The sequence below is a fragment of the Vibrio sp. T20 genome, from assembly GCF_007858795.1.
GTDB classification, from domain to species: Bacteria; Pseudomonadota; Gammaproteobacteria; order Enterobacterales; family Vibrionaceae; genus Vibrio; species Vibrio satsumensis.
Genome location: NZ_VFEB01000091.1, coordinates 224085 through 244227, shown reverse-complemented (window position 1 = coordinate 244227; position 20143 = coordinate 224085). Strand labels below are relative to the sequence as shown.

14 protein-coding genes are annotated in these 20143 nt (G+C 45.8%); 3 read left to right on the top strand and 11 right to left on the bottom strand.

The features are described 5' to 3' along the window. Positions 1–8 precede the first annotated feature (8 nt). From FTW16_RS10670 to dsrO, 4 genes are all read right to left on the bottom strand, one after another. A complete protein-coding gene (locus FTW16_RS10670; RefSeq protein ID WP_146491023.1) occupies positions 9–650 on the bottom strand; it encodes a c-type cytochrome in 642 nt (213 codons plus the stop codon). A 437-nt stretch (positions 651–1087) separates the two neighbouring features. After that, a complete protein-coding gene (locus FTW16_RS10665; RefSeq protein WP_146491022.1) occupies positions 1088–4180 on the bottom strand; it encodes a tetrathionate reductase subunit A in 3093 nt (1030 codons plus the stop codon). Positions 4181–4194: 14 nt separating this feature from the next. After that, positions 4195–5343 (bottom strand): NrfD/PsrC family molybdoenzyme membrane anchor subunit, encoded by a 1149-nt coding sequence (gene nrfD / locus FTW16_RS10660; protein WP_146491021.1) that lies wholly within the window; start codon positions 5341–5343, stop codon positions 4195–4197. Continuing rightward, positions 5340–6176 (bottom strand): sulfate reduction electron transfer complex DsrMKJOP subunit DsrO, encoded by an 837-nt coding sequence (gene dsrO, locus FTW16_RS10655; RefSeq protein WP_146491020.1) that lies wholly within the window; start codon positions 6174–6176, stop codon positions 5340–5342. Before dsrO ends, nrfD begins: the two co-directional genes overlap by 4 nt. 209 nt (positions 6177–6385) lie before the next feature. Between dsrO and FTW16_RS10650 the strand changes: the two genes are divergently transcribed. The 3 genes from FTW16_RS10650 (at position 6386) to FTW16_RS10640 (ending at position 10389) form a co-directional block, all read left to right on the top strand. Next, positions 6386–8257, top strand: a complete 1872-nt coding sequence (locus FTW16_RS10650) for a sensor histidine kinase (protein ID WP_146491019.1) — start codon at positions 6386–6388, stop codon at positions 8255–8257. Between the two features lie 11 nt (positions 8258–8268). Continuing rightward, positions 8269–8871 (top strand): response regulator transcription factor, encoded by a 603-nt coding sequence (locus tag FTW16_RS10645; RefSeq protein ID WP_146491018.1) that lies wholly within the window; start codon positions 8269–8271, stop codon positions 8869–8871. Positions 8872–9177: 306 nt separating this feature from the next. Beyond that, positions 9178–10389, top strand: a complete 1212-nt coding sequence (locus FTW16_RS10640; RefSeq protein WP_146491188.1) for a tetratricopeptide repeat protein — start codon at positions 9178–9180, stop codon at positions 10387–10389. A gap of 192 nt (positions 10390–10581) precedes the next feature. On the opposite strand, the gene sstT is transcribed toward FTW16_RS10640, so the two are convergent. The 7 genes from sstT to malT all read right to left on the bottom strand — a co-directional run bounded on the left by sstT (position 10582) and on the right by malT (position 19658). Beyond that, the gene (gene sstT, locus FTW16_RS10635; protein WP_132942507.1) at positions 10582–11796 is read right to left on the bottom strand and encodes a serine/threonine transporter SstT; all 1215 of its coding nucleotides are present in this window, start codon (positions 11794–11796) and stop codon (positions 10582–10584) included. Between the two features lie 389 nt (positions 11797–12185). Continuing rightward, positions 12186–13250, bottom strand: coding sequence for a ribosome small subunit-dependent GTPase A (gene rsgA / locus FTW16_RS10630; protein WP_146491017.1), 1065 nt, complete (start codon positions 13248–13250; stop codon positions 12186–12188). A gap of 404 nt (positions 13251–13654) precedes the next feature. After that, positions 13655–14113: a copper chaperone PCu(A)C gene (locus tag FTW16_RS10625; protein WP_146491016.1), complete on the bottom strand. Its 459-nt coding sequence runs from the start codon at positions 14111–14113 to the stop codon at positions 13655–13657. A gap of 84 nt (positions 14114–14197) precedes the next feature. After that, complete coding sequence (locus tag FTW16_RS10620) at positions 14198–14794, bottom strand: SCO family protein (RefSeq protein WP_146491015.1); 597 nt, start codon at positions 14792–14794, stop codon at positions 14198–14200. After that, positions 14791–15231 carry a hypothetical protein gene (locus FTW16_RS10615; RefSeq protein ID WP_146491014.1) on the bottom strand — a complete coding sequence of 147 codons (441 nt, stop codon included), beginning with the start codon at positions 15229–15231 and terminating at the stop codon, positions 14791–14793. Before FTW16_RS10615 ends, FTW16_RS10620 begins: the two co-directional genes overlap by 4 nt. Before the next feature lie 203 nt (positions 15232–15434). After that, complete coding sequence (locus FTW16_RS10610) at positions 15435–16355, bottom strand: DUF368 domain-containing protein (RefSeq protein WP_146491013.1); 921 nt, start codon at positions 16353–16355, stop codon at positions 15435–15437. 594 nt (positions 16356–16949) lie between these two features. Then, positions 16950–19658 carry an HTH-type transcriptional regulator MalT gene (gene malT, locus FTW16_RS10605; RefSeq protein WP_146491012.1) on the bottom strand — a complete coding sequence of 903 codons (2709 nt, stop codon included), beginning with the start codon at positions 19656–19658 and terminating at the stop codon, positions 16950–16952. Positions 19659–20143 lie beyond the last annotated feature (485 nt).

Genomic DNA, 20143 nt, shown 5'->3' with positions numbered 1-20143 from the left:
CTAGCCCTTTAGTATCGAAAAGATGCGAAGTAGTAAGACAGGTTTTTGATCTCATCGTCGGTCAATTTGCCTGCGATGTTGCCCATCATGTTCAAGTCATCACCCTTGCGAGTGCCGTTTTTCCATGCGTTAAGCTGAGATTGAATGTAGTCGGCATGCTGGCTCGCAAGGCGTGGAAACTTGTCTACGCCCATTCCGCTTGGTCCGTGGCAGGTAGCACATGCTGGAATGTTTCGGTCCCAATCGCCTTGAAATACAAGCTTGCGATACGGGTTCTCGATATCCGCTTGCGAGCCACGCTGTTCTAAGTCCGTGAATTCGTATGAAGGGAGAGAGGCAAAGTATTCGGCAACTTCACGACGAATAGCAGGATCAGACAAGCCATCGGCCATGCCTTTCATAATCGCGCTTTGACGCTCCCCACTAGAGAATAGAATCAATTGATGTTCTAGGTAGTCAGCATTCAGCCCAGCAAGCATAGGGGCGATGTTAGGCATTCCTTTCCCGTCAGCTTGATGGCACCCGCTACAGGTTTCTGCGGCTTCGGGCATAGGGTTAGGCGCTGCTTGTGTAAAACCGGATAAAGAAAGGCTTCCTAAAGCAGCGATGCAAAGCGTGAGAGTTTGAGTTTTTATATTCAGCTTAATCATGAGGCGTCGCTATTGGTTGTAATGCACGCATTTTCGGCATAATTGAGCACTTACGCTATTGTGGATTTCCACATTAATTCGCTTGGAACTTGAGGTAAATCTCACATTAATAACCTTAATCGTCATGATGGTATTTAGTGAGTCCCAAAAAGCTGATTCAAATCGCCGTTAACGAAATGCAAGGGAGCTGCCATGTTCGCCTCGGTGTAACTGCTTGTTAAGGCTCTTTTATGGCACCGATTGTATAAGCATAGTGACTTTATGGAGACTGGCTAAAAATTGTGGCGTAGTGAAGACTGACTGATTGCTTGGGGTAGGGCTGCCGTTCGAAAAACAGAGCAACCTCGAAGGACGAAGTTGCTCTGTTGTGTTCCTAGTTACGAATGAGTAGGGACATGGTTGGATAAGTGCTTAAGTGAGATCTTACGGAGTTTAAATTAAACTTTGTAGATCTTAGCGGGAAGCGCTTGTCTTGCTGCTGCGCCCACCACCCAATCCAGCATGACGCCTTTGCCTTCTCTCGTCGGGTCAATTAAACCAATATCATTGATGTTAACGCCATCGTTTGACTTCATTTTTACCGGTTGCTGCATGTCCCCAATCCAGTGCGCACGTTCGCCGAGCTCTTTGTGTCCAAAGCCGTGTTCAAAGCCTAATGTGCCTTGTTTGATGCCATCAATCACCATCGCCAACGCGTGTGTGGTTGAACTCGGTGTTTCAATGGCAAATACGTCGCCTGTTTTGATGCCAGCAGAAGAGGCGTCTTGCGGGTGAATGTAAACTGGGTTCACGCCTTTGATCGACTCCAAACGTGGTGACAAGTTAGATACTGCACTGTGAATGTTGGATTTAAAGTTGGTTAGAGTAAATGGCCACTCTTTGGTCGGGAATTGCTCTGCTAAAGGTGTGCCGTCTGCCAGTTTCTGTGGATACCATGTCGGGCAACCCATGTACTGTTCACCACTGATGGTGTTGCGAGAAGTACCTAGCTTTTCATTCCAGATTGCCAATGGTTTGGTCCATTTGTACTTCATGGTTTCATTGGTGTAGGCATTGGTTGCGTCTTCAAAACGACCGCCACGTGCGAAGATATACGCCACTTTGAGCATCTCTTCTGGCTTAAGCGTTTTGTTCATCACAGGCACTAGGCGCTCTAGACCAGACCAAACGATATCTTCGGCATCTACATTCGGCACTCCGCCTTTAACGAACGCTAGATTAGCCGCAGAGCGTAGGTAGAAATCTTCCGCACTATGGATGCCGTGCCAGTTACCTTGGCTGTCTCTAATTACGTTATCGCCAAAGCCACCTAAGCCAAGTGTTTTCGCGACATCAATAAAGAAGTTCTCAAGGTTGATCGCGCGTCCATCTTGAGTGCGTGAGGTTTTAGGTTCAACTATCGGCCAACGAGCGGTGATCGCTTTAGTCGCGACGCCATGCCACGGTGTTGCCATGCCCCAGCTTTCGTAGGTTACTGTGTCTGGAACAAGGTAATCTGATAATGCTGTTGTTTCATTAATGAAAGCATCGATAGAGACGATCAAGCCAAGCTGTTTTGGATCTTTAAGCTTTTCACCCAACAGGTTATCTAACCCAGGCACGCCATAAAGTGGATTAGCCATGTGGTTGATCCACGCTTTTGCACGGTAAGGGTAGCCATCAATTGCAGCCGACAAGTGCTCGGTCAAAAGCGGCGCTGAGATTGGGTACCAAGGCGCGCGAGTCGGATAGGGTGATTCACCGGCAGCAACACGACGTTTGTATTCGCTAGTTTTTTGATACGGGAATTTGCTACGAGACAAGAACACGCCTTGAGGCTTAGTTTTACCTTTGAACTTGGTAAAGTCGTAACGTGGACCAGCAACAGAAGTCGGGTAGCCGCCCGCTTTTGCCATCGCACCACCTTTGGCGTTGATGTTACCTATCAGCGCGTTCAGCATCAGAATAGAGAACGAGTTGTAGAAACCATTGGTGTGCATGTTGCCACCGTGAGTATCCACCACTGCTTTTGTACCATAGCTGGTGAAACGTTTCGCTAGCGTAATAATCTGATCTTGTGGGATTTCACATTGCTCACTGTAGTAAGCAAGGTCGTATTTGAAGGCTTCTTCTTTCAATCGTTGTAGAGAAGACTTAACACGGACGGTTTGACCATCAATTTCTACGTCTTGATCGACGAACAGAGCCGCTTCATTCACCTGAATATGCGATGATAATAGTGACGTTGTCACATCTAGTGCGATGAAGCCATCATCGTCAGACATCGGCTCACCTGTTTCTAGCAAACCAATATCCGATGCACGAAGCATGCGCCCGTTTTGTGGGTGTGCTTCGTCGCTGATCACGAGGTGAGATGCATTACACCAATGGGTGGTGCCGGCTTTCTGCATCGCTTGCGCACTTGGGCGAGACAAGAAATCATGGTTGTAACGTTGGTTCTCGATGATCCATTGGATCATGCCCAATACTAATGCTGAATCGGTGCCCGGTTTGATCGGAAGCCAGTTGTTGCGATCGCCCGCCGCAAGGCTTGATGATCCTGCAGGAAGGCTTGGCGTCACTATGGTGTAGCTCAGTTTTCCGTTAGTACGCGCCTCTGCAAGTTGTCGTGCTTGACGCTTAAACGGGTTACCTGCTTGAGCCGGAGACATACCGATGAAAAGAATGAACTCAGCGTTATTAAAGTCGGGTTTTAAGTGCGAGAACTTATCTAAATCATTCATGATCGCGCCTGAACCTGCGCGGAACGCGTAGCCACAGTAAGAGCCGTGGTGGCCAAAGTTGCGAGTGCCGTAGCTGTTAAACGCAAAGCGCTTCAAGATGTCATCACGGCCTTCATTACCCGCATTGGTCACAAGCAGTTGGTTGGCTTTTGGTCCGTATTCAGGGTTGTTCGGATCAAGTGGTGTTTTGATATCGCGAATCGAACGTAAGCCTTCCACTTCCCCCTCACCGAACAAGTCACCACCTTCGGTGATCTCAGAGATAAGCTGTTCGTAGCTGATGGGTTCCCATTTTCCCTCACCGCGCTTACCGACACGTTTGAGCGGTTGAGTGATTCGGTATGGGCTGTTTTGAATCTCTAACATGCCGTTACCACGGGCGCAGGCTGTCGAACGGTTATTGATACCGGATTCTCCAGACAAGCCAATGTAGGCGTCTTTTACCGGTGTTTTGAACGGGATTTGCTGATCACTTGATAGCGGATGGTAGGGATTGCCCGAGATACGCAAAATTTCGTCATTGCGATTATCGATACGTACACGCAAGCCACACAGTGTCCAGCAACCGAAACACATTGATGGTGCTACGCGCTGATTTGGATTCGGCGAGATCTTACCTTGTTTATCGACACTGTATTCCGTCTCTAACGAATTACCGTGGTGGATGTGGTTGGTTTTCTTACCCGCGGTGCCATCGATAGCACCGTGAACCATGTGTTTTGTGGTTGTCGCATAACCTGCAGCAAAAGCTCCAACACCACCGGCAGCAAGGCCTGTTTTCAAAAATTGACGACGTTTGTTATCCATGATGATTCCTCAGACTACAAGCTATGTGAGCGGTTAAGTGGTGACGATGTATTTTGGTTTGGCTTCGATGTTGTCTTTGGTGCAGAGCCAGTTGTTCTTGTAGATCCAACAGACACGATTTCAGAAGCGAACAACGCAAGTGCTAACCAGAGACCACACATACCGACAATTCCAAGTAAACCAGCGCTGCCCATTGGCAATTCATAAGGGAATGCACCTACATCAAAACGTGGAATGGTTTGAACTTCCATCATGGTTACCCAGCGTACTGCCCATGCTGAAACTATGGTGGCAAGTGCGACACAGATAATTCCTAGCTTGCTTTGAGATAAGCGCTGCAGCGGAAGAACTAAGATCATGCACAGCAAAATGCTGGTGGTCATGATGCCTAAATTAATACCCCAAGCGTCGTTCTCATACAGGTTGAAGTGACCATGGTTAGAGGCCCAAATCGACGTAAGAATGATGGCAAGGCCGCCCGTTAAGGTAATGGTTCTTTGTACTAGCGCTAAGTCTGTTGGTTTTAAGCTTGGCTTGCTTGAAGGTAATAGAGCCCAAGTTAACAGCGTTAAACCTGTTGCAGCAAAGAATGCGGTAGTAAACCAAAGCAGCGGAGAGGCAGGTTGATGCCAAAGCGGGCGACTTGCCAAAATTGCAATCTCGGCTCCCGTATAAAGTGCAATGCTCAAGCCTGAAATAGCCGTTACAGCAGCGAGTGCAACCATTAGTTTTGGCGATATTTGCCACTGACCTAGGGTTAGCCAAGTCAAACGTTTTAGAAGCGGGTTTTCACTCTCTCGAAGTTGTGCGATGTCATCACGCAAGTAAACCCAAGCCGTCGCGACAGCCAGACCAGAGAATAGAGGAAGAAACAGAGAACCTAGAGACATCCACGACCAAGGCGTGATGTGAGCGTAGAAGTGCCACGCGCGTCCAGGTTGGTGTAAGTCACCAGTAAGGGCTAGTGGCCCAACAATCGCGCCGATGGCCATCACAAGCACAAGGGCTGCACGAAATTGATGACTGGTTGAATTTTTAAATATCAGGGCAATCAAAAACAGAATCGCAGCCGCGTAAGCCGAACCTATGTAGAAGAAATACTGAACCGCCCACGCTAGCCAAGCGATCTCTTGAGCGGGAACTAACACCTCAGTGATATTCATGCTGTCTCTCCTTGTTTGCTTTGTGTCGCGATTGCCAATTCTTGTTCGCTAGAGGATGAGTTATCGATGGCGGCTGGATCATAAATCGCAGGTTGCCCTTCAATGTGGCTAACGAATCGCTCGTTCATGCCGATATAGAAAACATGTGGGTTGGTATTCTGCTCTGGTTTAAGCACCTTGATGTCGTCTTGGTTTTCATTGAGCAGGCGGTTAATTTCGCTGTTTGGGTCTTTGAGGTCACCAATGACACGCGCACCACCAACACAGGTTTCTACACAGGCGGGCAGCAAGCCATCTTCAAGGCGGTGTGCGCAGAAGGTGCATTTGTCTGCGGTAAGGGTGTCGTTATTGATGAATCGAGCGTCGTAAGGGCAGGCTTGAACGCAGTAAGCACAGGCTACGCAGCGTTCATTGTCGACCATCACGATGCCATCTTCGCGTTGGAAGGTCGCTTGAACTGGACAAACCTTGATGCAGGGAGCGTTGTCACAGTGATTACAGAGGCGAGGCAACATGAAAGATTTCACGTCTTGTTGAGCAGTCGAACCATCATCAAGGGAGACTTCATACTGTTTTACGGTGGTTCTGAACTGGCCGATTGGTGCTTGGTTTTCAACGCTACAACCCACTGTACATGCCTGACAGCCCACACATTTACGTAAATCAACCGCCATGGCGTAGCGTTTACCTATTTCGCCTTTGCGGTCAGGTTGGTTGTTATTGCGAATGGCTGTGCTTGCGACTGCGGTATTGATTCCGGTAATGGGAATGAGTGCAGCACCCGCGGAAACTTTGCCGAACTGGCTGAGAAACCGTCTTTTCAATGAGTCCATATTGGTACCTATAAATGGGTATTGGTTCTGTTGAGTTCATTGTCAGATTTTGACCCTACACGGGGTATTGTGGATTTCCACATTCCCAGATCAAAGTTGATCTAGAACAAATGTGGTTTTCGCTATCTAGCTGTTATGCTTTATTTAAAAGTGCTTCAACGCGTTGATAAATCATTGAATAGGTAACCCGATTGAATAAAGAGATGTCCATGACCGCTCGCAACCTCATCACATTCATCAGTACGTGCTGGCTGAGCTTGAGTGCAGGTAATTGTGTCGCTGCTCAAACGGAGCCCGTTTCGGTAGCGATAAATACGATTGAATCAGAACAGACGATTGAAGTGGGTGTTTTAGCTATCAGGGGCAAACTTGCAGCGCAACAACGCTGGCAACCAACGATGGACTGGTTGTCTGAGCGTATCCCGGGAAAACACTTTGTTCTCAAGCCCTTTAACTTGGAAGAGATGGCCGAAGCGGTAAAGAAGGTCGAGGTCGATTTTGTTATCACTAATCCAGGTCAGGCGGTTCGCTTAGGGCGTCAGTATGACCTCTCTTGGATGGCGACTATGACTAGCCACAACTACAACGACCAAAGTGTGAGCAGCACACGCAGTATCGGATCGGCCTTGGTGGTTACAAGAATGTCACCGTATATCTCGTTTGAACAACTGAGCGGAAAGCCGATTGCAGCGGTTTCTGAAAATGCGTTTGGTGGTTACCTCACTATGCGTTACCAAGTAATGCAGGAAGGGCTTAACCCTAACCATTTTTTCTCTAATACCCATTTCTTGGGTTTTCCGATTGATGCGAGTCTGTATCAACTGCGAGAAGGCCATATTGAAGCGGCAGTGGTTCCTGCCTGTTTGGTTGAAAACATGATCAGCGAAGGATTGTTGGTGGCTGATCAATATCGCATCATCGGCAACCAAGCGCCTGAAGGGTTCCGATGCCAAGTGTCTACACCTCTGTATTCCAATTGGTCATTTGCCAAAACGGAGCGAGCCTCTTCTTCACTGGCTAAGCAAATGAGTCAGGTGCTATTTGCGATGCCGAAAAGCAGCGCGCCTGCCATTGCAGCGAATGCCTCAGGCTGGACTTCACCAACCAGTTTGCTGCCTATCGACAAGCTCTACCAACAACTCGACATGCATCCACTGCAACAACCTTGGTGGAAAGAAGCGTTAATCTGGCTGAAGTACAATCAGCAATGGGCATGGGCGTTTTTCTTGCTAGTGGTGTTCTTGAATGCTTACCACTTTTGGCTGGAGTACAAGTTCAGTCGCAGCAAAAAGCAGTTAGAAGCGACACTTAACAAGCTAAAGAGTAAGAGTGAACAGTTAGAACATTCTCAACGCATTGCAGTCGTGGGCGAACTGGGGAGCAGCCTCGCACATGAGATCAATCAACCTTTGGCGGCTATTCGAAACTACAGTGAAGGTGGTCTGCTGCGTATTTCCAAAAACAAACCAATCACCGACATTGAGCCTGTCTTTGAGAAGATCCAATCACAAGTGGATCGTGCAGACGCGATCATTCAGCGCCTAAGAAACATGATAAAAAAACGCTCAGCAGAGAAGTCTCAGACAGATATTGAGCAGTTACTAACAGACACCATTGAGTTACTGCAATTCCGATTACAGAAGCACAAGATCAGTATTGAACGTTATGCGGTGGGCAAACCTATCAAGCTAAATGTTGACCCAGTGGGCTTGCAACAGGTAGTTGTAAACCTGATCAACAATGCGACTGATGCGTGTAATGCTCAGATGCATCGCGAACAAAGCGCTACGTCTGATATTGGCAACAAAAATAACGAACCATCGACAATTAAAGTGATTACCGAGTATCAACCGGATAAAATGATGTTGTCGATTATCGACAACGGCACGGGCTTAGATTTCACTGAACAAGAAGTGACTCAAGCTTTTGTGAGCAGCAAAGAAAACGGCTTGGGGTTAGGGCTCGCGATTTGCCAAGATGTCATTGAAGAGCACAGTGGGCAAATGACGATCACGTCACTTACCCCACATGGATGTCATGTTGCGGTGACACTGCCTTTCTCTCTTTCACGTGATTCATAAGGAATCTTGTTATGTCTGAACTTCATCAAAGGCTTCCTGTTTATGTGGTTGATGACGATGAGTCGATGCGCGACTCGTTGGTGTTCCTATTAGAAGAGCATGATTTCACCGTGTCAGCTTTTGAAGATGGCCCGAGTTTTTTGGACTCAGTAGATTTGAGTGCACCGGGATGTGTGGTATTAGACAGCCGAATGCCAGAGATGAGAGGGCAGCAAGTTCATGAGTTTATGGTGAAAGCGCAGAGCCCACTGTCGGTGATTTACCTGACGGGCCATGGTGATGTGCCAATGGCGGTTGAAGCCCTACAAGCTGGCGCGGTTAACTTCTTTCAAAAGCCTGTCAAAGGTAATGAGTTAGCCGAGGCAATCAAACAAGGTTTGGACGCTTCTGAAAAGCACTTACAAATGAATGTGTATCGCCAAGCGTACGCATCATTAACCGAGCGTGAGATAGACATCCTCAAACAAATTATCGACGGCAAGCGTAACCAGAAAATTGCTGATGAATTGTGCATCGCCATGAGAACTGTGGAAGTACACCGAGCGAGTTTGATGAAGAAGTTTTCTGCGAAAACAGTTGCTGAGCTAGCATACATTTATGGGCAGCTTACCTAAGCATAGATGTAAGGTATTAGGGATGGGGAATCATTACTTTTGCCACTGATTCTCTGATGACAGGTGGTCTTCATCAGTAATCGATATTGAAGCAAGATCACACCATTTATGGAGTGCATAAGGATGGGTCTTAGGAGGCTTTTTATCGCTATGTATTCCTGAGATACTGAACTAAGTTCATTTTAGGGCGGAACGTTTTAATAACGGCGCGTTTCCCTGTAATTCGAAACATTCACTATAGGTTGATAACTCCTCGATACCGAGGCTGATATCAGCCGAGTTAGGTTAAAATATTTTATGAGTACAATGGGAATCGCAATTGGTGCGACGGCTCTTTCGTTAATACTTGTCGCGGTGTGGCTGATCTCTTTATCGCTAAGAAAGCAGCGCTTGGAACAAGAACGTAAGGCTCGTGCTGTCGCTTACCGAAAAGCGATTGAAAAAGCGCGCATACAAGAGCAAAAAGAGCGTCACTTTAAAGCCGAAACTGGGCATGTACCGTCGATTCTGTATTTGGCGAAAGAAGCTGAACGTAACAATATTAAGGAAGCTCTGTATTGGTACGACAAAGCGGCGCAACTCGATAATATCAATGGCATGTACGGCATTGTACGCCTAAGCATGAAGCGCAAAGAAGACCTGATTTTAAGAGAGAAAGCCAACTTTTGGCAGCTAGCAATCTCTGCTTTAGACAATGATGTATCGGCGAAATTCGAGATGGGTAAAGCGCTCGTCTTTGGTCGTGGAACCGATAAGAACATCCCTAAAGGCTATACCTATATCGAAGAGTCTGCGGCTGGTGGTAATACCGAAGCGATGCTGTTTATCGGTGACTGGTGTCTAGATAAAGAAAATCCAGATTATTCTGCTGAGAGCTCTGTTGAGTGGTACCAAAAAGCCGCCGAAAAAAATAACCTAGACGGCAAGATCAAACTGGGTATGAGCTATTTGAACGGTGTGGGTGTTGAGCCTAACCATGGCGAGGCTGTTTACTGGTTTGAGACGGCTGCAGAAAAGAACAGTGCAGAAGCGATGTTTAGAGCGGGCGAAGCATGGATCGACCATGGCGAACACGGTAATGCCATCGCTTATATCTGGTTATTCCTCTCAGCTCATTTTGGTTACTCAGAAGCAAAGCATTTAAGGGATAAGGTCGGCGGGGAGCTTGGTGTGGATGCCGTCGTGGGCTTGCAGGCTCTGACTAAGCCGATAATGACTAAGCTGACACAAGAAGCAATCACTAAGCACTCAATAATTAAAGCGCTCAATAAGCTCTACAAACGCAATATACCTGTTCCTAAGAAAGTGAAAGAAGTGCTCGATGAAGAAGGTAACGAGTTGAATGTAGATACGAGTCGCATAGAGACTCAAGCGCCTAGTGAGCAAGAGACTAACGTTGATTATAGCCAACAGGTGAATATCGAGCAGGTACCAACAGATAAACAAGCTAGTCAGAATAGTGGTTCTCTAGACTTTAGTCAGTCTGCGGTTGACTCTAGTTGGAACAGAAACCAGTAAGTTGTGCTCATTAGCTGTGTACGATTATCTATGGAGCAACTTGCGATTAGTCGACATATAGCTTTAGCTCTAATCGAGAAACTCAAGACAACAAAAAGGGAAGCTGATGCTTCCCTTTTTATTTATGTGCTATTTGCTTTTAGAGCTTAGAGCTAATACCTATAGAGCTTAGAGCTAATACCTAAGAGCTTATTAAGCTTTGTTTTGTTCAGCTTTACATACAGCCGCAGTGAACACGACGTCAGTTGAGCTGTTAAGCGCTGTTTCAGCTGAATCTTGAATCACACCGATAATGAAACCAACCGCTACAACCTGCATCGCTACATCGTTAGAAATACCGAATAGGCCACATGCTAGTGGGATAAGCAGTAGTGAACCGCCAGCAACACCCGATGCGCCACATGCCGATACTGCAGCAACAAGGCTTAGTAGAATCGCCGTGAAGATATCAATCTCAATACCCATTGTGTGTACAGCTGCAAGTGTCAACACAGTGATGGTGATTGCAGCACCCGCCATGTTGATTGTTGCACCTAGTGGGATAGATACAGAGTAAGTATCTTCGTCTAGGTTTAGTTTCTTACAAAGGTTCATGTTCACTGGGATGTTTGCAGCACTTGAACGAGTGAAGAATGCCGTTACACCAGATTCACGAATACATTGCAGTACAAGTGGGTATGGATTCTGTTTTGTCTTTACAAAGACAAGCAGTGGGTTAACCACAAGAGCAATGATCAGCATTGAGCTTAGTAGAACCGCTAGAAGTTGACCGTAGCTTGCAAGTGCATCGAAGCCCGTTGTTGCGAATGTTGTCGAAACAAGACCGAAGATACCGAATGGCGCAAGACGAATAATGAAGCGAACAATGTGTGAAACACTGTGGCTAAGGTCTTCGAAAACTGCTTTGGTTGTTGCAGATGCGTGGTGCAGTGCAAGACCAAGGCCGATTGCCCAAGCAAGAATACCGATGTAGTTCGCGTTCATTAGCGCGCTAACTGGATTATCTACAAGTTTGAATAATAGGGTATGAAGAACTTCCGCAATACCTTGAGGAGGGTTAGCACCTTCAGCGCCAGCAACCAGTGTCAAAGTGGTCGGGAACATGAAGCTCAATACTACTGCGGTCAGTGCAGCAGAGAACGTACCAATCAGGTAAAGCACAATGATTGGACGCATATGGGTATGCTGACCTTTCTTTTGGTTTGCGATAGAAGCTGCAACAAGAATGAATACTAAAATTGGGGCAACAGCTTTCAGAGCACCAACAAACAGACTACCTAGTAGGCCTGCATCTTGAGCTGCTGAAGGAGAAACCATGGCGAGAACGACACCGAAAACAATACCAGCAAGGATCTGTAGAACGAGATTTCCACGAGCGATGCGGGCGAGCATGTTGTGATTTTGCATAAAATACCTGCAATTGTTAATTTATTATAGTGATGTATCTTTTTATAAAGTTGTACCAAATCCGACTATACACTAGTGGAATGGGCGGTCATATTAGCGGGATCTAAGAGGGTGTCTAGGAATAGTTTACTTTTAGGGTGATTGTTTGCGCTACGTGGTGTTTTTAGAGCTAAATGTTAAATAAATGTATTCTTAATGAGCTATAAATCTGCAATGTGGCATTTGGTCAACTCATTATAGTGAAAACATCGAAATGTAAATCACTACTAATAAGAACATTGTGTGCATAAATAGTCACACTACGACCAAGTTGAAACAAAAAGCCCCACGTCTTTAATAAGGTGGGGCTTAGTTGTTTAAATAAAGCTTATTGTGATTACCTCAAGGGTTTAGTCAGAAGCTTTTTTAATGTTGCGGCTTTCTGATTGCACGGTTTTGTACATCTTGGAAAGCTGTTTGCTGTTCGCGCGTTGCTCTGCCAATGAGGCGCCATTTCTGGCTTGCTCTCGCAATAGCTTTTGATAGTTATTAAATCGTCGTTCAGACAACTCACCACTCTCAATAGCTTTGCGTATTTTGCACCCTGGCTCTGATTCATGATGACAATCAGAGAATCGGCAATGCATGGCTAACTCTTCGACATCAGAAAAGGTTTCACTCACGCCTTCAGCGCAGTCTGCAAGTTGTAGCTCTCGCATTCCTGGAGTATCGAGCAGTAAACCACCTGATGTTAGCAAGTGGAGCGAGCGTGATGTAGTTGTATGACGGCCTTTACTGTCGTCTTCACGAATACCACCGGTCGCTTGCTGAGTTTCACCGAGCAATGAATTGACGAGCGTAGATTTTCCGACGCCAGACGAACCCATCAAAGCAACAGTTTTGCCCGTTTTACACCAAGGTGACAATACTTGAGTTGAGTCTTGGTCTAGGCTGTTTACCGCTTCGATCATCAGTATAGAATCTAAGCTTTGCACTTGTTGTACTTTGTCTTCGTAGTCGTCACATAAGTCTTTCTTGGTGAGTACGATAACCGCTTCAACCTGTGCTTCATTGGCGAGCGCTAGGTAGCGTTCGATACGGCTTAGATTAAAGTCGTTATTTAACGAAACCACGATAAAAACGGTGTCGATATTGGCTGAAATATATTGTTCAGCTACGCGACTGCCAGCAGCTTTACGGCGGAAGAGCGATTGACGGTCTAGTAAGCGGTCGAATTGCAGATCAGAGTTCAAAATCACCCAGTCGCCAACGGTCATTGCCGGTTGGTTTTGGTGGATGGGTAGAACAATTTCACCTTGCTCTGATGCTAATGTATAGCCACTACGGTGATGTGCGACGATACGAGCAATGGCGGAATGGTCATAGTCTTCGAGTGTCAGTTGTTGTTGGAATACAGGTTGCCATCCAAGTTGTTGAAGTGACATTGGATGAGAAAATGCGTTTTGTGAATTCATGTCTATTTACCCAGACGTGCGAGCTTTGATGGTATGAATTTAAAAGCGTCGAAACGTCAAAAATGCTTTAGAGTTTGGGTCGAATTCAAATAGATAGGACCCCGGATTGATTCATGCGTCATGTGCATGCCTTGATCATGTGCGAGCAAGTGTAAACCGGGTAAAAGTGTGCGGTCGTCAATGGATGACGATAAGTTGGTAGCTCGGTGTTTAAGTTTGATTAACCAAACAAATTAACGCGTTACTTTTACTGCCAGTTTTAGTGTGTTCATTACAATCATCTTCTATTCTCCTTGGTTATTAATGTGGTCAGGCTTTGAATAAAAAGCGAGCTCAGTTTAGCAAAAAGCCACGATGGCGAGAAGTCATCGTGGCTTAATTTATTTCATTGATTGTGAATCCGATTAGTGATGATCGTGATTCATCTTTTTCATGCCGCTCATTACTTTCTTAACTGGCGCTTCAAAGGTTTGCGTTTCACCGTTAGCGAAAGTCAGAGTCATCTCGATCTGCTCACCTTCTTTTAGACCATCTTTTAGGTCGAACAACATAATGTGCAGGCTGCCAGGTTTAAGTACCGCTTCACCATTCGCAGGAATTGTGATCTCATGAACTTGGCGCATCTTCATTACGTCGCCATCAACGATAACATCATGAAGCTCTACTTTGCCTGCTGCGGGTGTAGTCGCAGAAACAATAGCGCGATCTTTGTCACTGTGGTTCATCAGAGTCGTGAATACCGCGCTGTTCACTGCTGAAGGCGGTGTTGCACGTGCGTACGCGTCGTGAACCATAATGTCGCTATTCGCGTGAGCAAAGGGAGTGAGCAATAAGCCTGCTAGAGCAAGTGCTTTTAACTTCATGTTGTTGTCCTTAATTTTTATGTTTTGGTCTGGGACCTGACTTTAGGTTTGAACTTTATTCGTTAAGTTCTTTGTTGTTACGTTTTACTGCGTCAGCTTGTTGATAGCGTCAACAATTGGTGCAGGTGTTAACGTGTGCGGTACTTTAGTAATCAAGGTACCGTCGGGCTTTAAAAAATAAAAATATGAGCTGTGGTCAAGGGTATATTTCAACTCTGAACCTTTAAGCTTGGTCTTTCTGAAAATAACACCGTAGTTATGTGCAAGCGTTGTTGTCACATCTAACGGGCCACTTAACCCTTCCATCATTGGGTGGAAGTATTGTGCGTATTCGTAAGAAGCTTCTGCGGCGTCACGCTCAGGGTCAAGCGAGACAAACATCGGGCGAATCTTCGCTTTTGCTTCGTCAGAGACTTGGTTAAGTGCGCCAGCTAACATTGCTAGTGAGGTAGGGCAGACATCTGGGCAGCGTGTGAAACCGAAGTAAACGATACGGATTCTGTCATCGGTTTGGTCAAAGATTTCCGTTGGCTGGTTATCTTTACCGAAAAGAGTCGTTGCGGAGAACTCTTGTTTTGCAGCGTGTTTTTCTTGAGTTTCGTTTTGCCCATCAAGATAACTTTTGATACCAAAGCCAAGTACAAAAGCAACAACCAATGCTAACGACCAATTTCTACTCATCTTGCCATCCTTATTGCAGGGTTTACAGTATCGACACCATCAGTGAGATCACCGATCCATGTCATCTTATCTAAAGTGCATACAGGTAAAATCACATCACCTTCATAGGTATTATTGCCAATGCTCTTTAATTGAAAACGAGCAGATCCCATTTCCATTTCTAAGCCAATAAGCGACAGCATTAATGTGTCAGAAGCTGCGCCTTCCCAAACTACTTTGATTCTGCTTGGAACGAGTGGCTGAGCCGTTTCACTATCGAGTGTCATCGCAACCGCATTTTGCTCACACGATGTGGTTGAAAGCATGCAGTAATCATCTAAGTTAACGTCAGCAGAGGCTTGCTCCATCGCTGATTTAAATTGCTGAATTGCTTGCGGCCCATAAAAGCCTGCCACGAGAGCGATCCCAACAGCAGCAACCTTTAATGCAGAGTGCATGTCGTGTTCTCATCTAATTTTATAAGAGCGGCGATGTTATCATACCCCTCAATACGTGCTTGTATCAAAAAGCAATTTTGTGCGTATGGTAGAACTAAAAAAGCGAAGCTATTGGCTTCGCTTTTGTTTGTTTAATCGAGAGGTGAGCTTAGTATTTTTAAGCATTATCCGTTTTAAACGCTTTCCAGAAGTTGGCTGAATGATTAGTCAGCGTTGCGCTCTGCAAATTTCTCTAGTCCTAGAACCAAGGCAATCGCAACAAACATCATCACAATCGCCATGACCAGCTGAGAAGGCTGAGAGGTTACGGCTTCAAAATCAAACGGTGATAGGTTTTCTTGAATCAGAGGAACTTGTTCACCTTTTGAGTTTGTGCGCCAGCTGATGGTCTCTTTCCACGGCCAAATCTTAGGTAGCGTACCGATCATCAAACCGGTTAAGAACACAAGCGTGAAGTCGCGGAATGAACGCAATAGCCAAGACAGTACATGTGAGAAAGTCAGTAGACCAATCACACAGCCGCCAAGGAATAGGGCAAGCACATCGATTTGAAACGATTTAACGGCGCCAAGTACTGGGCCATACATGCCAATTAGAAGCAGGATAAAGCTGCCTGAAATACCCGGTAAAATCATCGCGCAGATCGCAATCGCACCTGCAATCAGAACATTGATGCTGGTTGGTTCCATTTGCAGCGGCTTAAGCACGGTAATGCTGTAAGCGAAAGCAACGCCAAGCAGTAAAAACACGAATCGAATCATATCGCGCTTTTCTACTTGCTTAAGAATATGGAAAACCGACACCAATATCAGGCCAAAGAAGAAAGACCACAGTGGAACGGGGTGGGTGACCAACAACCAAGAAATCAGTTTTGCAAATGTCGCAATGCTCGTGAATACGCCTGCGAACAGTGAAATTAGGAAGAAACCATTGATGTGATTAAACGCGGCTTTGAAGCCTTCACGTTTCCATAAGCCAAGTACGCTAGGGTTAATTCTTCGAATGCTTTCTAGCAGCGTATCGTAGATACCAGTGATGAATGCGATGGTTCCGCCCGACACGCCAGGAACAACGTCTGCTGCGCCCATCGCCATGCCTTTGAAAAAAGTACTTAAGTAGTTCATTGCTTCATAGAGTTGAGGGTGATTTTGTGCAGTATACAAACTTTAGTGTAAAAAAAGTATGAATATGCCATTGGGGAAGGGCTTTTATTACTCTCTTAACTGTAAGGTAATAAGTTGAAGTGAACATTTGCCTAACATTTAAAATACAACCACTTAGTAATTTGTCATTAACAGTAGAGATGAAACTGATCTCTTATCGATATTGCATCTTGGTTGCATTATGCAAATGCACTTTGCAATTCGCATGACAAATTCATGGTTTTTATGCGATGCAGGGCTTATAAAACGTCGAATAAAAGTTGGCACGCTAACTGCATTATGTACATTGACCCTTCTTAAGCCGAGGGTCACCTAGCCAACTGACGTTGTTAGTGAACTTATGATTTGTTCACAAATATATAGAGCCAATCGCGATTATTGCGGTTGGCTATTTTTTTGCCTGTCGTTTGGTTATCTCTAGTTTTTATCGGTTATCCCTCATTTTCCAAGCGAAAAAAAAGCCAGCCACCATCGGTGACTAGCTTATGCTTTCTCGAATCAATCTCGAATCAATCTCGAATCAATCTCGAATCAATCTCGAATCGTGAACCTGTTTTAGTACCCCATCAACTGCAGCAAGTTCTCCGCTGTGCTGATCGCTTCTTTACGGTTAGCAATGTTGAGCTTTTGGTAAAGGTTACGGATGTGAGTCTTGATCGTGGTACCTGCTACATCGAGTTCTTGAGCGATCTGCTCATTACTGAACCCTGAATAGATCAGACCAAGTACTTGCCATTCACGCTGGGTGAGTGGGCTAGTGCGCACAAGCTCAGGAATGTTCGGGTGATTAACCAAGTTTTCAACAAAGTCTTCATCAAAGTGAACTGAGCGGCTGCGCTGAGTGGTCGAGATATCCTTCATGATTTGTTGTGCTCGGTGACGTTCTAAATCACCTAGGCCTGGCTTGTTGCTCAACTTATCTAAGATATGTCCGATAGTGCCACCATCGACCAAGAAGTTACCGACCATGCCTGTTTGGTTGGTCATGTGTAGGGCTTCTTCAAGTAATACACGTGCGCTGTCTTCATCGTTGATTTGCGTGCGTAAAACAGCCTCGACGATCAAGTTTCTATTCGTATCGGTAATCAAGTGTGAGCGCTGTGCTTCGCTCTTTAAGAATGCTAATGCCTCTTCAGCCTCTTCATATTGCTCAAGAATAATGTGAGCACGCACGATGTTTCGCCACTGAAGCTGACAGAAGTGGTTGCTAGCAGACTCCGGTCTTACAGCAACGCTTAGCCAGTCACGGATTGCATCTTTATCGCCTTTCACTTGCCAGAATAAGATCAGAGAAAGTGACGCATTCGCTGTCCAATCTACGTGGTAAGTCGATTGACGCAGAAGGTGTTGGATTTGGTCAATAAATTTCGACGCTTTATCAATCTCGCCGCGACTTAGTGAAATACGAGCCAGCATAGAATAGCTGTGCAGATGTTTACTCGGAGAGTGGTGGCCAAGGATATCTAAGCCTTTGTAGCAGCACTCTTCCGCTTCATCCAATCGGTTCCAACACCAGAAGATCTGAGCGCGGACACGCAATAAGAATTCGTGCAGAGGTACGTATTGAAGCTGATGTTCTTCAATCAATTTGAATGCACTGTCTTGCAGTTCAAATGCAGCTTGAACATAACCTTGAGCAATCAAGATTTCGCTTTGTTGCAGAATCGCCCATAGAGCCTGATGGTAAACCTGATACTGACGTGCCAGTTTTTCGGTTTGTTGCATCATCGGTAGCGCACGGCTTAGGTTACCCATTACGTGATTCACTTCGCCCACAACTGAGGTTGCGACAATGCGGCTACGATAAACGGTGGTGTTCAGTTGGCTCAACGAAAGCTCAGCCAATTCCAATGCTTTCTCAGGCTCATTGCTGTTAATGGCAACTTGTGCACGTAAGGCGTTGTATTGGCCTTGCTGTTGAGTATCGAGTTCAATGTTTCGAGCTTGATATTGAGTCTCAGCCTCTTCCAACAAAGTACCCACTTGGTCATAGCGGTGCTGACTTTGTGCCAACCATGCGCGCAGCATTGAAAGCTTTGGCTCGCTGTAGAGTTGATCAGTAGTCAGTTGCTTGATCGCCATCTCTAAAGATGAAAGCTCACCTTGGTTGAACATCGGCCAACCGTGCTCAGTCAGGATTTGAATGATCAGTTCTGGATCTTCAGCGCGCTGTGCGTGACGCAGAGCTTGGTGTGGAGTGTTTTGCTTGATCCACGCTTTTGCAGCACTTCGATGCAGTTCAGCTTCCTGTTGAGGAATTCGAGCTTGACGCTCATGTGCGAGGAATTCACCAAACAAGTTATGGAAGCGATACCAGTTCTTTTCACCTTCAAGCGGGTAGATGAACAAACCAAAACGGTTGAGTGACTCGATCATACCTAACGCATCTTCACGCTGTGTAAGTGCACACACAAGCTCATCGTTGAAGTGATCAAGCACAGAACATTGCATCAAGAACTGTCGGGTTTCTTTGTCTAGCAGGTCGAATACTTCTTCAACCAAATAGTCCCAAAGATGGGCGTGGTTAAAGTGAGAGAAAGACTCTGCGGACTGTGCCAGGGTGCGTTTTTGGTGTTGTGCCTGTAGCGCGATAAGTTGCAATGCAGAAGGCCAACCCTCTACATAACTACAAATACTGTCTGCAGTGGTGTCATCAATGCCGTCAGCTACGCGTTGGTTGAAAAAGCGTGTGGTTTCTTCGGTATCAAACGCCAACGAGTCATTACCTAATTCGATCATTAAGTCACGAACGCGCAGGTTTGCTGTACCAAGTGGTGGGGTACCTCGACTGGTAGCAACCAACGTTAGGTTGTCGGGCATGTGTTTGAGGAAGAAGCGCATGGCTTCGTGGATGTCGTCATTGTTGACCAAGTGATAGTCATCCAACACCAGAAAACATTCGTGATGGAATTCCGACATCTCGGCGAACACTTCACTCAATAAAGAATGCAGCGATGAAAACTGTCGTTTTTCTGCCAGTTTTTGGGCATTCGGACAGGCATTTTGAGTCGCTTTATTAAGTGATTGAAGTAGGTAGTTGATAAAGCGGAAGGCATCGTTGTCACTATCATCAATGCTGTACCAACCCACATTGGGTTTATCTACCAGCCATTGTGCAGCCATGGTGGTTTTACCGTAGCCCGCTGGAGAGCGGAACAACACAAGCTTATAGCAATCTGCATTGTGAAGCAGATCGAGAACCCTAGGTCGTAGGATTGCATTATGTAAGCGGCCGGGACGAGTCAGTTTCGAAGGGATCCACATATCGAAGTTTTACACCTATTCCGTGGCTATGTTCTGGAATATCCCAATCTATTGTTGAGTGCATTCCAATGACATTAGCCTAATTACTTAAGTCTTTACTCATATTACGTGAAGCAAAACGTTACCGACTATGATCCTCCTCAGAAACCTTGCGCTCCTGCATGTTTTTGGGTGTCTACGCCCTTTATTTGAGACTTTGCTCACGTTGTGGGTTGGTTTGTGAATGTGACTTCGTTCCTCCCTACACGGGGATCTATGCAAAAGATGAGAGCTGGAAATTATTTTCGTGATCTGAAACTCAGATTTGACAATGACTTTAATCTGGTTAAATAAAAGTCACATTAATTGAAGTTAAGTTATCGAACGGGAGCTTGTGATCTTAGTCACTTCAAGTTTTTGTTCGAAGTCAGAACATGAGAGTCAGATCACTAACCCTAAGTCGGTACGCCCCCTACGCCCTCCCATCTACTCCTAGTTAGTCGCGT

What these genes read in the sequence shown, in the direction of transcription:
- FTW16_RS10670 (WP_146491023.1), bottom strand. Translation starts at nt 650, where the DNA reads ATGATTAAGCTGAATATAAAAACTCAAACTCTCACGCTTTGCATCGCT.
- FTW16_RS10665 (WP_146491022.1), bottom strand. Translation starts at nt 4,180, where the DNA reads ATGGATAACAAACGTCGTCAATTTTTGAAAACAGGCCTTGCTGCCGGT.
- nrfD (WP_146491021.1), bottom strand. Translation starts at nt 5,343, where the DNA reads ATGAATATCACTGAGGTGTTAGTTCCCGCTCAAGAGATCGCTTGGCTA.
- dsrO (WP_146491020.1), bottom strand. Translation starts at nt 6,176, where the DNA reads ATGGACTCATTGAAAAGACGGTTTCTCAGCCAGTTCGGCAAAGTTTCC.
- FTW16_RS10650 (WP_146491019.1), top strand. Translation starts at nt 6,386, where the DNA reads ATGACCGCTCGCAACCTCATCACATTCATCAGTACGTGCTGGCTGAGC.
- FTW16_RS10645 (WP_146491018.1), top strand. Translation starts at nt 8,269, where the DNA reads ATGTCTGAACTTCATCAAAGGCTTCCTGTTTATGTGGTTGATGACGAT.
- FTW16_RS10640 (WP_146491188.1), top strand. Translation starts at nt 9,178, where the DNA reads ATGGGAATCGCAATTGGTGCGACGGCTCTTTCGTTAATACTTGTCGCG.
- sstT (WP_132942507.1), bottom strand. Translation starts at nt 11,796, where the DNA reads ATGCAAAATCACAACATGCTCGCCCGCATCGCTCGTGGAAATCTCGTT.
- rsgA (WP_146491017.1), bottom strand. Translation starts at nt 13,250, where the DNA reads ATGAATTCACAAAACGCATTTTCTCATCCAATGTCACTTCAACAACTT.
- FTW16_RS10625 (WP_146491016.1), bottom strand. Translation starts at nt 14,113, where the DNA reads ATGAAGTTAAAAGCACTTGCTCTAGCAGGCTTATTGCTCACTCCCTTT.
- FTW16_RS10620 (WP_146491015.1), bottom strand. Translation starts at nt 14,794, where the DNA reads ATGAGTAGAAATTGGTCGTTAGCATTGGTTGTTGCTTTTGTACTTGGC.
- FTW16_RS10615 (WP_146491014.1), bottom strand. Translation starts at nt 15,231, where the DNA reads ATGCACTCTGCATTAAAGGTTGCTGCTGTTGGGATCGCTCTCGTGGCA.
- FTW16_RS10610 (WP_146491013.1), bottom strand. Translation starts at nt 16,355, where the DNA reads ATGAACTACTTAAGTACTTTTTTCAAAGGCATGGCGATGGGCGCAGCA.
- malT (WP_146491012.1), bottom strand. Translation starts at nt 19,658, where the DNA reads ATGTGGATCCCTTCGAAACTGACTCGTCCCGGCCGCTTACATAATGCA.